The 12,748-nt window shown below is 38.8% G+C and carries 15 protein-coding genes and 1 tRNA gene; 5 read left to right on the top strand and 11 right to left on the bottom strand.

The genetic code is table 11. The features are described from left to right. Window positions 1-74: 74 nt before the first annotated feature. On the bottom strand, window positions 75-611 hold the full coding sequence (locus QNI15_RS09145) for a DUF2911 domain-containing protein (protein WP_313978767.1): 537 nt from the start codon (window positions 609-611) through the stop codon (window positions 75-77). A 403-nt stretch (window positions 612-1,014) separates the two neighbouring features. Between QNI15_RS09145 and QNI15_RS09140 the strand changes: the two genes are divergently transcribed. After that, a complete protein-coding gene (locus tag QNI15_RS09140; protein ID WP_313978769.1) occupies window positions 1,015-1,218 on the top strand; it encodes a hypothetical protein in 204 nt (67 codons plus the stop codon). Between the two features lie 146 nt (window positions 1,219-1,364). Here QNI15_RS09140 and QNI15_RS09135 read toward each other — a convergent pair whose 3' ends face one another. Further along, complete coding sequence (locus QNI15_RS09135; RefSeq protein ID WP_314031479.1) at window positions 1,365-2,174, bottom strand: DUF5672 family protein; 810 nt, start codon at window positions 2,172-2,174, stop codon at window positions 1,365-1,367. A 600-nt stretch (window positions 2,175-2,774) separates the two neighbouring features. Between QNI15_RS09135 and QNI15_RS09130 the strand changes: the two genes are divergently transcribed. Beyond that, window positions 2,775-3,104 carry a hypothetical protein gene (locus tag QNI15_RS09130; protein ID WP_313978773.1) on the top strand — a complete coding sequence of 110 codons (330 nt, stop codon included), beginning with the start codon at window positions 2,775-2,777 and terminating at the stop codon, window positions 3,102-3,104. A 260-nt stretch (window positions 3,105-3,364) separates the two neighbouring features. Here the strand turns inward: QNI15_RS09130 and QNI15_RS09125 are convergent, their stop codons facing one another. The 7 genes from QNI15_RS09125 to QNI15_RS09095 form a co-directional block, all read right to left on the bottom strand. Then, entirely contained in the window at window positions 3,365-3,598 is a 234-nt protein-coding gene (locus QNI15_RS09125) for a hypothetical protein (RefSeq protein WP_314031477.1), read from the bottom strand. A gap of 528 nt (window positions 3,599-4,126) precedes the next feature. Continuing rightward, a tRNA-Arg gene (locus QNI15_RS09120) sits at window positions 4,127-4,200 on the bottom strand. A gap of 104 nt (window positions 4,201-4,304) precedes the next feature. Next, the gene (locus QNI15_RS09115; protein ID WP_314031475.1) at window positions 4,305-5,195 is read right to left on the bottom strand and encodes an AraC family transcriptional regulator; all 891 of its coding nucleotides are present in this window, start codon (window positions 5,193-5,195) and stop codon (window positions 4,305-4,307) included. A gap of 160 nt (window positions 5,196-5,355) precedes the next feature. Continuing rightward, window positions 5,356-5,517 carry a hypothetical protein gene (locus QNI15_RS09110; RefSeq protein ID WP_314000288.1) on the bottom strand — a complete coding sequence of 54 codons (162 nt, stop codon included), beginning with the start codon at window positions 5,515-5,517 and terminating at the stop codon, window positions 5,356-5,358. Between the two features lie 20 nt (window positions 5,518-5,537). Continuing rightward, a complete protein-coding gene (locus tag QNI15_RS09105; protein WP_314000286.1) occupies window positions 5,538-5,822 on the bottom strand; it encodes a hypothetical protein in 285 nt (94 codons plus the stop codon). A gap of 527 nt (window positions 5,823-6,349) precedes the next feature. Further along, the gene (locus QNI15_RS09100; protein WP_314000484.1) at window positions 6,350-6,784 is read right to left on the bottom strand and encodes a DUF779 domain-containing protein; all 435 of its coding nucleotides are present in this window, start codon (window positions 6,782-6,784) and stop codon (window positions 6,350-6,352) included. A gap of 148 nt (window positions 6,785-6,932) precedes the next feature. Beyond that, window positions 6,933-8,453, bottom strand: a complete 1,521-nt coding sequence (locus QNI15_RS09095) for an aldehyde dehydrogenase family protein (protein WP_314031474.1) — start codon at window positions 8,451-8,453, stop codon at window positions 6,933-6,935. A 290-nt stretch (window positions 8,454-8,743) separates the two neighbouring features. On the opposite strand from QNI15_RS09095, the gene QNI15_RS09090 reads away from it, so the two are divergent. Next, complete coding sequence (locus tag QNI15_RS09090; protein ID WP_314031473.1) at window positions 8,744-9,676, top strand: AraC family transcriptional regulator; 933 nt, start codon at window positions 8,744-8,746, stop codon at window positions 9,674-9,676. Here the strand turns inward: QNI15_RS09090 and QNI15_RS09085 are convergent. Beyond that, on the bottom strand, window positions 9,657-9,890 hold the full coding sequence (locus tag QNI15_RS09085; protein ID WP_314031471.1) for a hypothetical protein: 234 nt from the start codon (window positions 9,888-9,890) through the stop codon (window positions 9,657-9,659). The genes QNI15_RS09090 and QNI15_RS09085 overlap by 20 nt on opposite strands. Before the next feature lie 58 nt (window positions 9,891-9,948). On the opposite strand from QNI15_RS09085, the gene murQ reads away from it, so the two are divergent. Together murQ and QNI15_RS09075 are read left to right on the top strand one after the other, a co-directional pair. Next, entirely contained in the window at window positions 9,949-10,776 is an 828-nt protein-coding gene (gene murQ, locus QNI15_RS09080) for an N-acetylmuramic acid 6-phosphate etherase (protein WP_314031711.1), read from the top strand. Between the two features lie 60 nt (window positions 10,777-10,836). Next, window positions 10,837-11,403 carry a hypothetical protein gene (locus tag QNI15_RS09075; protein WP_313978790.1) on the top strand — a complete coding sequence of 189 codons (567 nt, stop codon included), beginning with the start codon at window positions 10,837-10,839 and terminating at the stop codon, window positions 11,401-11,403. A gap of 96 nt (window positions 11,404-11,499) precedes the next feature. On the opposite strand, the gene QNI15_RS09070 is transcribed toward QNI15_RS09075, so the two are convergent. Continuing rightward, window positions 11,500-12,222, bottom strand: a complete 723-nt coding sequence (locus QNI15_RS09070) for a class I SAM-dependent methyltransferase (protein ID WP_314031470.1) — start codon at window positions 12,220-12,222, stop codon at window positions 11,500-11,502. Window positions 12,223-12,748: the final 526 nt, after the last annotated feature.

The raw sequence follows: 12,748 nt of genomic DNA, 5'->3' as shown, positions 1-12,748 counted from the left end.
TTGAAAAATCTCATCAATCAAAAAGCCAGCTATATAACAAGCTGGCTTTTTGATTGATGAAGTGTCCTAGTAGATTATTGAACTGGAATAGGAACAGCGACCGTCTCCCATTTAAGAGTCACATTGTTTTTATTTACTTCATATAGTAGCTTTTCAGTCATTGCAGACTTTGTAGGCTTTACAGCTACTGTCAATACATCTTTTGCCGGGTCGTGGTTGGCTTCTCCAGTACGTTTAATTCCCCACTGTCCTGTCTCAGAGTTAAAAATTATTTTCCACTCTTTCTCTCCCGGAACAGCAAACAGGCTGTATTTTCCAGCAGGCAAGGCCTTACCAGCTACTTTAATCTCTTTATCTGTCTCAAATATAGTTGCCTCATTTGCCCCTGCTCTCCATGCTTTGTCATAAGGAACCAGATCTCCCCATACTTTTCTCCCCTTTACAGATGGGCTGCTATAATTGATTGTAACAGTAGCCGCACCGATCTTACCTGTTGCGGTTGCGGGTGGACTGGGGCGGCTTGCTTTATCGCCTTGTGCGAATACAGATGTTGCCATAGTAAAAAATGTAAATGTTAAAATGATAACGACTCCTATACCATGTGTTTTCATACGAATTGTTGTTTAGGGATTGTTAGAATAGAATTAAGAAAAAAGTAGGGTTCTCGTATTTTGTCCATCATTAATATTATCACCAACGAGTTATTTTTCATCATGCACGTTGGTGATACTAACAACATGGGGATTGGAAAATGGGTACTACAAAGAATAGCAGAAAGATAGAAGTTATCTCTGTTGCTTGTATCTTTTCTTGTCGTTTTTTATCTTTTATGCTCTTTAAATCAGCACATTAGACTATATTCCTGGTATTTGAGACAGAACTACCTCTTCGCCTAGTAGCAAGTTGTCATAACTTTTGTATCGACAAGCATGCAATCAAAATATAATATCCTGATAATCTTGATTTTACAAACTATTTCTTTTAACTTTCCCTAACCACATAACCAACTCTATTATGAAATCGAAAACTGTTACCGTCCAAATGTACGGTGTAGAACAACTGCTGTATAACTCTTCACAAAACCTGATTCCATACCTTGAGCTGGAAGCAGCACTTAAGGAAGGCTATCAGGTCAAAGAAATCAAAGACATTACACCTGAAGGCCATCTGGCAGCGATAGTAGTTTATCATTTGGAGAAGAATACACTGATAAGCTGAAAAACAAATGCTTTTCAACTACGGAAAATACCAATACTGATACCAGCTATGTTCACTAATTGTATCAGTACCACCAGGATATAGTTAGTAAAGGACCTTAGCTATTCCGGGTGCACATCTCTATTACTACATGCTAGCTAGATAACTTAATCTTCCTTACCTGTATCAACTAAGTGTTTATGCATAAATGTCTCTAGGAATGACTTCCAGAAAGTATACCCATATACTTTCCATCCATGGCATCCCATAGGCAGATGATATAGTCTATTCACAAAAGGATCGAAGTCCTTGCTTCGGGCATCTGGCAACTCAATAGCAAAGTGGCGTGCTACTTTTGTAGGCGCAACCCGAAAGAAAGGATTGAGTAAAGGCACTCTGACACTCCAGAAGAAGTCTTCTGTATAAAAAATGTCTGTAAGTCGAATAACTGGCTTAAACAAACGGCTATTGCGGTAAAATGTCCGGACTTTCCGGAGTGAAAGCCCTCCTTTTTGCAAAGGGTGTTTACGCAATAATCTGAATTTATGTAGTGTTTGTAGTATACGTGAAGAGGCAACATATTCTCTCACATAGGTTTTATGATAGACTACTGCCCCTATATAATCATAATTTAGTTTGCACCAGTGCTCCAGATCCGCATTAAACACAAACGCATCCAGGTGAGTCATAAGCATATACTCATACTCCAGAAACCGAGCATAGAAGGCTTCTGATACCAACAGGTGCATATACTCATCATACCCTTTGTACTCAAAGCGTTCAAAACTACAGTTTGGGTGACTGGACTCATGGATCATCTGCTCATAAAATCCTGTATCCAGATCAGACTGTGTTACAAACACAATCGGATACTGAGCAAAAAGCTTCAAATAATATCCCAGTACCAATGTTTCATTTGCGTCAGGTGTTGCCTCATGTACAGGAATCACGACTGCAACTAATTTATTCCGGCTCATGTGAATAGTCTATAAATAAAAATTCGTTCATTCTCACACATAGCTTCCTATGGATCAAAAAATAAGATCTGGCAAACTACGATACCAGTTCTTTTAGACAACCTCTTATCGTATCACTGCAAAAAATGTATACCTTCTCAGTCATATTTTACAGTATATATAGGTTTCACTTTATTGTATATCAAACTTTATAGTTAGCTGATCATTTAGTAGGCTTTATAACTTCCTGAAGTACCTACAAACCTCTGTTTATCTATTAGTAGATATAAAGTTACAAAAGTGATAATTTAGGAGATTAAAATCCAATTAAAATATAAAAAATGCTATTTCTGCATTATAAACCGGAAGTTGTTTAACAGAAAAACAAAAAACAGTAGATATAAGCGAGTCTAAGATTATACAACTGACGGCAACATATCTAACCACATATAGTAACATATTAGTAACGACATATTCGTTATGAATTATCTTTTAAATAAACTTTCCTGTCTCATTTATTTTATCTTTTCCTGATAAAAATTAGCAGTTAGGCATCATTTTTTTTTCAACATTTGCTTGATTAACAAGACAATAAGCATGTAAAACCAAACTTCATCCTCTATGAATGAGAGCCTGATTGATTTTGCGTTGTTTAAGGCAATAAAACCTATTTTAAGGGAACCAGAGATACATTCTTTGTTCTGCGCCTATCTACGGGATGCACTGGCATTCAAAAAAATTATCCTCTTGCCTGCATTTATCAAACACGACAAGGACTGGGATGTGATCAGGGAAGAATTTGAACTCAGTAGAGAGATGCTGGATATTACGTTGCAACTGAGTGCAGAACTAACGTCACTCTGTTCGTCTATTATGCGTCTGGGACATTTACCTATTTCAGAACTAGACAGATTATTGGATATATTTGATACCCGACGGCGGGTCTCATAGGTAAATTTCTCAGACAGCTAACATAGGAAGAAAATATAATAGAATTAAACTACTAGCATAGCTTCTAATCTGTAGTTATATTTCAGTTCCCGAGAAAAAGTATATAGTCCAATTGGTAAGGTTGCTGGTCTTATCACGCCTGTCCAGCTCACATCATACCTGTCACAACTTGGCGCGAAGATTCTTCCAGAAAGATAAAGAGGAGTGTGTTCTTCATATACAAACATTCTCTCCAGCAAACATATGGGACAAGATAAGAGCTATAAACCGACCCCACTAACTCCAAACACATGCATAAGATCAACCTGCAAGCCTAATGATTCTATTAACTTCTCAATCTTTTCAGGATTGATATTCTCTCCGGAAACAGTCAGGATATGATAGTTTGTATTTAGATTCCAATGCATAACCCCTTTTTCTTTATTTAGTATTGGCGCAAGCTGTCTCTGTGTATCAACTGAATGTTTAGGCATTTTAAATTTTAGAATTTCCATAGCTGTATTGTGAGTAGAATACTCCTTTATATAATTTATGATAACCTGTTTAGTAAATCAGATTATGGGCTTGCATTCTCTATGTATTCTCAATTACAAATACAAAATATCTATGCCAATCTTATCCAGGCAGGTAATAACACAGATCTAGGGAAGAACCCGTCTTGTTCTCTTTCAATAAATTACTACGGATAACTAGCCACCAATCTGTATGAAATTCCAATACATGATTATACACTAAACTGCCCGAATATAAAGATTGCCGGACATAACCAGTTTGATAATAAAGACTGTCCCAGCTTCTTCTCAGCATGGCTCAAGTAGCTTGGTATTCCCGAATATAACATTGAGTGGCGTTCTCTGTTTGGGTATGAACTCTATTTTAAGCAGGGATGTGGACAATAACTTAGTCAGAATTGGACTTACCTGTACATATTCTAAAAGAGATTAGGGCTTGATATTCTATATTCTTATGTACACTAAAACAAGAAAGGCTTACAGATTAATGTAAGCCTTTGGTTAACAAGGTGATCCCGACACGATTCGAACGTGTGACCGACTGCTTAGAAGGCAGTTGCTCTATCCAGCTGAGCTACGGGACCATTTTGCGAGTGCAAAAATATATTTTTTACATTAGGGCACAAAAAAAATAGCATCTTTTTAGAAAAAAACCATTCTATGTGCTGTGTTTATTTACCCAAAAGTGCTAAACCACCTTGATAAGTGCCTGTTTTCTAAAGCTTTCAGGCGTAATCTGTGTGTACTTTTTGAAGAATTTCGTAAAATAAGAATTATCACTGAAGTTAAGCTGATAGGCAATTTCTGAGATACTCAAATCGGCATTAACCAATAAGCGCTTTGCTTCCAACAGGATGCGATTGCGAATAAGTTGCCCGGATGACTGCCCCAAGAACTCTTTACAAATCTCATTCAAGTGATCAACCGTTACATTCAGGAAGGAAACATACTCACCTGGTAGCTTTAATGTAGCAAAATGCAGATCTATCAATCGCTGGTACTCTCTGAGTGTGTGGTAATTGGAATGATGTTTAGATAATTGTGGTGTGGAAGACAATACTATACGATCTACTCTCATGAATAATTCCAGCAACAGTGTCCGTATGATATCTGTTTTTCCCTTGTCTTCCAATGCAGACTCTTCCAGCATATGCTCAAATAGCGTTACAATTCGTTCTCTCTCAGACTCTGTCAGCGACACAACCGAGTTCTCACAATTTCCCTTAAAAAAAGAAAACTGGTCCAGATAATCAGGATCTTTCAGAAAGGGCTGGAAAAATTCAGACGAGAAATTAATGACATATCCATCCATCTCTCCCTCAAAATCCCAGCTATGTACCTGTCCCGGAATCATGAAATAAATCTGAAATGGCACTACAGGAAACTGAACGAAGTCAATTGTATGTCCTCCTCCCCCTTTGGTAAACATCACCAGATGATAAAAAGAATGTCGGTGAGGCAACCATAGCTTTTTTCTGGTTTGTAAATACACAGAGAAACGTTCAATCAACAGGTCGTTTTCATCTATCGTTTTTTGAGCTATGGCACAAATATCGTAAACAGGAATAGCAGGCTTCATAATTCTATTTCAAAAACAGATCAAAGAGAACATAATAGATTCCTCGAGAACATAATAGATTCCTCTATGATTAGACCCTATAAAAAAGAAAAATAGGTAATCCTTTTGAGATTACCTATTTCGCATAGCAGTTGCTATACAACTTCATAAACGGCTTTCTTTATTCGTCGTCTTTTGATCTATCTTTTTCGTGCTCATCGGTATCATCTTTATCCTTATCCGTTTTCTCGCCTTTGACCAGTTGTTTGATCTTCGCGTATACAGATTCTGTATTCTGCATGTATGCAGCACTTGCAGGAATTGCTTCTTTTCTGTTTTTCATCCAAGTAAAGTTTAAGAGGTTTATGCAGGGAGTATTGAAAGTATCTCCTTTTTTAGCTCCTGGTATTTATCCAGATCTTTGTCTGTTTCTGTACCAACATGAACTATGGGCGGAAATATTTTACCATTTTTAAGATCAATATCTATTTTTATCTCAACAGGAGTCTCAGATTCACCTTTCTGAACGAGCAGCTCCTCTATCTTTTTTAAGTGTTTACTATAATGCTTTTTAAAATTTGCTTCACTCTGTTCTACTTTCCAGGCAGGTATACCCTGTGTATTATATAACTTAAATCGTACATCCATATATTCTATATACTACTTTTCAAAATCGTGTATAAAAGTAGTTAGTATCGGGTTTTGAAAATTATTTGAGTTTTTAAGAGTAGAGAAGCAGAAAGGTGTAGCTTTCTTACTTTTTTTAGATAAACACAAGCTGTCTGGGTTTAATTCTCAAACTCAATTATACAGCTAGCCTTGACGATGTATGATATCTCGTTTTAGAGAATTCTTTTTCTTTGTTTTGCCTCAAGTAAAACAATAAAGAGCAGACTAACAAGCCTACTCACATCATTATGTTAATACCCCGGCCTAATGCACATTTCCTTATACTATCATAATAAATTAATTAACAGACATTTGTAAAAAAAATAAGTCATTTTTACTTACAAAAATATTTTTCCATTTCCCGTTTGCCAGTAGAAAAGCCACAGACTTGTTCTTCCGATTACTCGCAGCTACAGATGTATTGTACTATGTAAGTTTATGGTAAAAACAACAAAAAATCCTACCGCCAGAGAGCCATAGGATTTTCCATGTAACCGTCTCTTTGTCTACTTTTGTTGAGCCAGATACTCTTCTCCGTTTAGTACAGAGGGTAGATTTTCTGATTCTTCTGCTGTAAACAAACGTGATTTAACAATAAACCGTAACCCCAAAGGAATTTCCAGAGAAAAGCTTGAACCCCGTCCAGGGGTGATGTCAATGGTGAGATGTGTATGCTTCCAGTATTCAAACTGGTCGGTATTCATAAAGAAATCACAGCCATGAATAGTGCCTATCCATACATCATTACTACCAACCCGAAACTCTCCTTTGGCAAAACACATAGGCTGTGATCCATCGCAACACCCACCACTCTGGTGAAACATGAGTTCTCCGTTTTTTTCTCTAAGTGTATCAATAACCTGAGCAGCCGCATCTGTTACAGACACTCGTGCTACAGTTTCTCTGCTCTCTGCCGCTGAAGAAGATTTTATATGTTCCATTTCCATAATCTGATTGTTCATTACTTGTAAAATCCACCTCATGCGGCAGAAGAGCTGAGAAATAAGGTAGAGGTTGTCTCAAATCCTGCCCCTCGTTGGTGTTATCACCAACGAGTTGTTTCCCCTCATGCAAGAGCAGAAAAATAACTTAGAAAAACCCAAGTTTATTTTTGTCATACGAAATCAGCATGTTCTTCGTCTGACGATACTGATTCATAGACATTTTATGGGTTTCTCGTCCAAAACCAGACTTTTTATACCCGCCAAACGGAGCATGTGCCGGATAAGCATGGTAGCAGTTGACCCATACACGGCCCGCCTGGATAGCACGCGGAACCTTAAACATTTCATGTGCATCACGAGTCCACACACCTGCTCCTAATCCGTACAGGCTGTCGTTGGCGATTGCTATAGCTTCTTCGGTAGTTTTAAATGTAGTAACGGCCGTTACAGGACCAAAAATCTCCTCCTGGAAGATACGCATCTTATTATGTCCTTTGAAGATGGTTGGCTTAATGTAATATCCATCTTTTACATCGTCAATGTATTGTGCACCTCCACCTGTTAATAATTCAGCGCCTTCTTCTTTGCCAATATCAATATAGTTCAGAATCTTCTCGTACTGGTCTTTCGAAGCCTGTGCGCCCATCATAGTATCCGGATCTAACGGATTGCCCATCTTAATTTTCTCAACCCGTTCTACCACCCGTTTGATAAATTTGTCATAGATACTTTCATGCACCAGTATACGGGAAGGACAGGTACATACCTCTCCCTGATTCAAGGCAAAGAAGGCAGCTCCTTCCAGACATTTGTCAAAAAACTCATCATCTGCATCCATCACACTTGGGAAGAATATATTAGGCGACTTCCCTCCCAGCTCCATAGTCACCGGAATGATATTTTCAGAAGCATATTGCAGAATTAACCGGCCAGTAGTGGTTTCACCTGTGAATGCAACTTTGGCAATACGAGGTGACTGTGCCAGTGGCTTACCTGCTTCCGGTCCAAACCCTGTTACAATATTTACAACTCCGGCAGGCAATACATCTTTAATCAGTTCCATCAGTATCAGAATACCCACAGGCGTCTGTTCTGCTGGCTTCATTACTACTGTACATCCTGCTGCCAGGGCAGGAGCCAGCTTCCAGGCAGCCATCAGCAAGGGGAAGTTCCAGGGAATAATCTGTCCCACTACACCGATAGGCTCATGCAACTGCATGGATAAGGTATTCTCATCATGTTCAGAAACAGTGCCTTCTTCTGCACGCAGACAACCAGCAAAGTACCGGAAGTGATCAACCGCCAGTGGAAGATCTGCTGCTTTGGTTTCCCGAATTGGCTTTCCATTATCCACGGTTTCTACGGCAGCCAGATACTCCAGATTTTTCTCCATGATATCAGCAATCTTTAACAGAATGTTGCTACGATACGTCACAGAGGATTTAGACCATGTTACAAACGCCTTATGAGCAGCATCTAAAGCGAGATCTATGTCTTCTTTGGTTGACCGTGCTACCTTCGTAAACGACCGTCCATCAATGGGTGAGATATTATCAAAATACTCTCCTTTAACTGGAGAAACCCATTCGTTGCCAATGAAATTATCATAACGTTCCTTGAATTTTGGGCGAGCTACCAGCCGTTCACTTACTGCTAAGGTTTCCATGATGTTAAAAGTGATTTTGTGAGAAATACAATGAATGACTGTATGGTTTCGTTACTAAAGCATTGACAGTCGTTTGTAATTTTTCCAAAGTTATTTTGTATTTTTCTCAAAAAAGGGTACTATCGTATCACAGTTGGGAACAATTGTATCAAACTATTTATACACCTTTCTATCATCTGCTATAGCCGAATTTATACGTTCTTATACTATACTGGCAATGGGTAAATTAGACCATTGTCTGATGCTAAATCTGTAATCAAAACTGTCTACTCACTAAAAATATTCAGGAAATGGAAACCAGTCACAAACTTCATCCCATTGGTTTAAGTCCATTGACAGAATTACAAACACTGGTAGAACACCGCTCTGTGTATACACTGAATCAGTGTGAACTCAATGTGTTTGAGACGCATCAACAAAGTAAAAACGTGCGACTTTGCTTCAATGACCTCGTGCTCACAACCATGCTGCGCGGAAAAAAGGTGATGCATCTTTTTGGGAGTGAACATTTTGATTACCTGCCAGGAGAGTCTGTTATAGTGCCAGAGAAAGAGGAAATGATCATCGACTTTCCGGATGCCAGTCAGCAAAATCCTACACAATGCATTGCCCTAGCAGTAAATGGAGAAGTATTAAAAGAAACCATCGGTCTGCTCAATGAGAAGTTTCCTAAAGCAGAAGATAATGATATGTGGCGTATAGACATGAGTGCATTTCATCTGCAAAACACATTTGAGATTACCAATGCGGTAGACCGGCTGGTACATGTGAGCCGCGAAAATATAGGTGCAAAAGAGGTACTTGCCAGCTTTACGCTTAAAGAACTACTCATCCGGCTTATGCAAACACAGGCCCGACACCTGATTCTGGATAATTACAAAAAATACCTCAACAATCATCGCTTTGCCTACATTGCTGCGTATATACGGGAAAACCTGGCTGAGAACCTGAATATTGACCGGCTCAGCGATCTGGCCTGTATGAGCAAACCTAACTTCTTCCGCTACTTTAAACGGGAATTTGGTCTTACTCCTGTCGAATTTATTATCCAGGAACGCCTCAAACTCGCCAAAAAGCTACTAGCCGATCCATTGGTGCCTATCACAGAGGTATGTTTCCGGTCTGGCTTTAACAATACGAATTATTTTTTCAAGCTATTCCGCAAATATGAAGGCACTACACCCAAAGCCTTCCGGGAGACTACTATTCACCACCTGGGCTAGGTATAAGCTGTACCTTATCAGCCCCATAACCAGGTAGTTGCCAGACACTGCCTGTCGCATTATATGCCCGTTGTTGGTGTTGCCCGTTGTTGGTGATAACACCAACAACGGGCAACACCAGCAACGTATGCAAAGAATGATCAGAAATAGGCAGACTATATTTTTCTGTATGTTTTCTGAACGTTTCGGTTGCCTTTGCCTGACAAAATTGCAAACTTTACCTCCCGTACCCACTAGTCGTTAGTTACACGCACATATGGGACAGTTATGTCATACTTACAAAAAATACATCTATGCTTACGACAGAATCTCCCTCTCATTATACTAACCTGGAAACACTCTCTACCCGTGAACTGCTCATTGGAATCAATCAGGAAGATAAAACAGTGCCATTTGCAGTAGAGAAAGCAATTCCACAGATTGAAAAATTAGTAGACGCCATTGTAGAACGAATGCAAAACGGTGGTCGTTTATTCTATATAGGTGCAGGTACCAGCGGACGTCTGGGTGTGGTAGACGCATCTGAATGCCCACCTACCTATGGTGTCCCACATGGACTGGTTGTTGGTATTATAGCTGGTGGAGATGGGGCCATTCGCAAGTCTGTAGAAAAAGCAGAAGATGATTTTGAACAGGCATGGAAAGATTTACAAGCCTATCAGATCACTGAGAAAGATGCACTTATTGGTATTGCAGCTTCAGGACGCACACCCTATGTGATTGGGGGCTTACGGGATGCCAATGCCCACGCTATAGTTACAGGATGTATTGTCTGTAATGCAGGTAGCAAAGTAGCAGAACAGGCCAACTACCCTGTAGAGGTAGTAGTAGGCCCGGAATTTGTTACAGGTAGTACACGTATGAAATCAGGTACTGCTCAGAAGTTAGCCTTGAATATGATCTCTACTTCGGTAATGATCCGTTTAGGAAAGGTAAGAGGCAATAAGATGATCGACATGCAGCTAAGTAATGAGAAACTGGTAAACAGAGCCGTTCATATGGTGATGGATGAACTGAACATTGAAGAGAAACAGGCTGCTGAACTACTGGAAAAACATGGCAGTGTACGTAAAGCGATTGATGCATTTCACAATCTCTGATAGAAAACCAGATAGCAAAGTATCCAGTCAAACACATACAATCAAATAAGGAGATACACTATGCACGATATTGAACCTTCTTACAACTGGGAAACCTATTATATAGCAGCAGAAGACGAACGTAGTCCGTTTTATGGCCGGGAATATAACTTTAATGAGTATGAACACGATGTATATGGATATTACATCCATCCGCTCTGGGATGAGTTTGGCTCAGAAACGTTATATTGTAAGATTCTCTATACAGACTACGACCGGGAGTTCACCATCATAGAAATGTTTGGCGAATGGAATGATACCCTGCACAACGATGTCATGTATTTCAAACGAAATGTAATTGACCATCTGGTGGGTGAAGGAATAAAGAAATATATCCTTATCGGTGAAAACCTTCTTAACTTCCACGGCTCTGATGATGAATACTATGCCGAATGGTTTGAAGAAGTAGAAGATGGCTGGATTGCAGCAGTAAGCTTTCGTGACTTTGTAGAAGCAGAGTGGAAAAAATTTCACCTGGACTACTACATCAACTTTGGAGGAACCTTACAAATCGAAAATTGGCGCACCTACTTGCCTCCTCGCTTTTTTGAGCTGGTCAATAGCCTGATTGTACGGCGACTACAATGACATCTGTGATAGTTACAAGTTTTTAAATCTTATCAGTACCTCATCAAATCCAGCAGTTACACAAGGTTTGGTCAGATTACTGATAAGATTTTTATTTTATACTGCACAGCTATTCTTTTTGCCGCTTATTCCTGTGGCACAACCAAAAAAATATTCATTAAAGTCCACTATCAAACCTTGTTTTTCAAAAGCTTCTTTAACCTTTCTTGAGTTTTCAAACTTTTCAGTATAAAGCCATAGCATTTTGTAGTCACTTGGATTCCCTAAAAATATTTTTCCTAGAAATGGAATACAATGTTTTAAGTAAAATCTATAAAAAGTAAGCAATACCTTATTTGTTGGCGTAGAAACCTCAATAAAACTAAATCGGCCGTTATCCTTTAAAATTCTTTTTAATGTAAAGGCAAAAATTTCAATTTGTTTGTCATTAAATGTCTTTAAGCCAAAAGCACAGGTCACAATGTCAAACTTTGCAGAAGGCAATTTATTTTCTAAAATATCTTGTTTATGAACTGTAAATCGATTTCCAAACTTCTTGAAATTCTTTACTTGACTTTTGTTATACATTATTTCAGAAAAGTCTACAGCTTGAAAATTGCCATTTGGAAATCGTTTAATTAAGGTAGTCCAGTTTTCCCCTAATCCTGAAAGTAAGTCCAAAACTTCGACTTGTGAATTATCATAACCTACTTTGTCAATGAATTGCTTTCTCCAAAGCAAAGAGAAGCCAAATGAAGTAATAAAATTCATACGCTCATAGGAAGCAGACATACTGTTAAACAGTTGTCTTACAAAGTCAGCATGATAAATATCTTTCATTAAATCGCAGTTTCAAAATATGATTGCACACAACATCCATCTGCTTTTTGTTGTGCAGATAGCCTGTGTTTAGTCAGCCAGGAACAAAAGTTGATTGAAAAACAAATGTACAAGTTTTGTCCCTTTGTTCGCAAGCGTATATGCTGCCTATAAATGGACTTATTGCGTATGTTTATTACATCAACCAGTGGCAATGTGCCAGTCATCGTCTAAAACCTAAATAGAAAGCTATTCGTCTCAGTATTGATAGTGGCAGGTCTGGGTAATCCCGACTTTGCATGAGGGGAAAGTGGTCGTTGGTGATAACACCAACGACGGGAAAAACATAGCAAAATCTATGGGCCGAAAAATGGACGAAATCGTAGCACAAAAGATGCCTTTGCAGCTTTCACTCCCCAAGTTGGTGTTATCACCATAGCCGTCAGGCTAAGGGAAAAGAATTTGTTTAGGAGACAACCGAAAACCATTACAGTCAACACGTCTACGTTCTTTTTTGGCTAAATGAAATAACTGCTCAAAGACATGA

Source organism: Xanthocytophaga flava, assembly GCF_030068545.1.
Classification (GTDB): domain Bacteria; phylum Bacteroidota; class Bacteroidia; order Cytophagales; family 172606-1; genus Xanthocytophaga; species Xanthocytophaga flava.
Note: the sequence above shows the minus strand (reverse complement) of the source record. Positions and strands in the feature narration are given on the sequence as shown.

What these genes read in the sequence shown, in the direction of transcription:
- QNI15_RS09145 (WP_313978767.1), bottom strand. Translation starts at nt 611, where the DNA reads ATGAAAACACATGGTATAGGAGTCGTTATCATTTTAACATTTACATTT.
- QNI15_RS09140 (WP_313978769.1), top strand. Translation starts at nt 1,015, where the DNA reads ATGAAATCGAAAACTGTTACCGTCCAAATGTACGGTGTAGAACAACTG.
- QNI15_RS09135 (WP_314031479.1), bottom strand. Translation starts at nt 2,174, where the DNA reads ATGAGCCGGAATAAATTAGTTGCAGTCGTGATTCCTGTACATGAGGCA.
- QNI15_RS09130 (WP_313978773.1), top strand. Translation starts at nt 2,775, where the DNA reads ATGAATGAGAGCCTGATTGATTTTGCGTTGTTTAAGGCAATAAAACCT.
- QNI15_RS09125 (WP_314031477.1), bottom strand. Translation starts at nt 3,598, where the DNA reads ATGGAAATTCTAAAATTTAAAATGCCTAAACATTCAGTTGATACACAG.
- QNI15_RS09115 (WP_314031475.1), bottom strand. Translation starts at nt 5,195, where the DNA reads ATGAAGCCTGCTATTCCTGTTTACGATATTTGTGCCATAGCTCAAAAA.
- QNI15_RS09110 (WP_314000288.1), bottom strand. Translation starts at nt 5,517, where the DNA reads ATGAAAAACAGAAAAGAAGCAATTCCTGCAAGTGCTGCATACATGCAG.
- QNI15_RS09105 (WP_314000286.1), bottom strand. Translation starts at nt 5,822, where the DNA reads ATGGATGTACGATTTAAGTTATATAATACACAGGGTATACCTGCCTGG.
- QNI15_RS09100 (WP_314000484.1), bottom strand. Translation starts at nt 6,784, where the DNA reads ATGGAACATATAAAATCTTCTTCAGCGGCAGAGAGCAGAGAAACTGTA.
- QNI15_RS09095 (WP_314031474.1), bottom strand. Translation starts at nt 8,453, where the DNA reads ATGGAAACCTTAGCAGTAAGTGAACGGCTGGTAGCTCGCCCAAAATTC.
- QNI15_RS09090 (WP_314031473.1), top strand. Translation starts at nt 8,744, where the DNA reads ATGGAAACCAGTCACAAACTTCATCCCATTGGTTTAAGTCCATTGACA.
- QNI15_RS09075 (WP_313978790.1), top strand. Translation starts at nt 10,837, where the DNA reads ATGCACGATATTGAACCTTCTTACAACTGGGAAACCTATTATATAGCA.
- QNI15_RS09070 (WP_314031470.1), bottom strand. Translation starts at nt 12,222, where the DNA reads ATGAAAGATATTTATCATGCTGACTTTGTAAGACAACTGTTTAACAGT.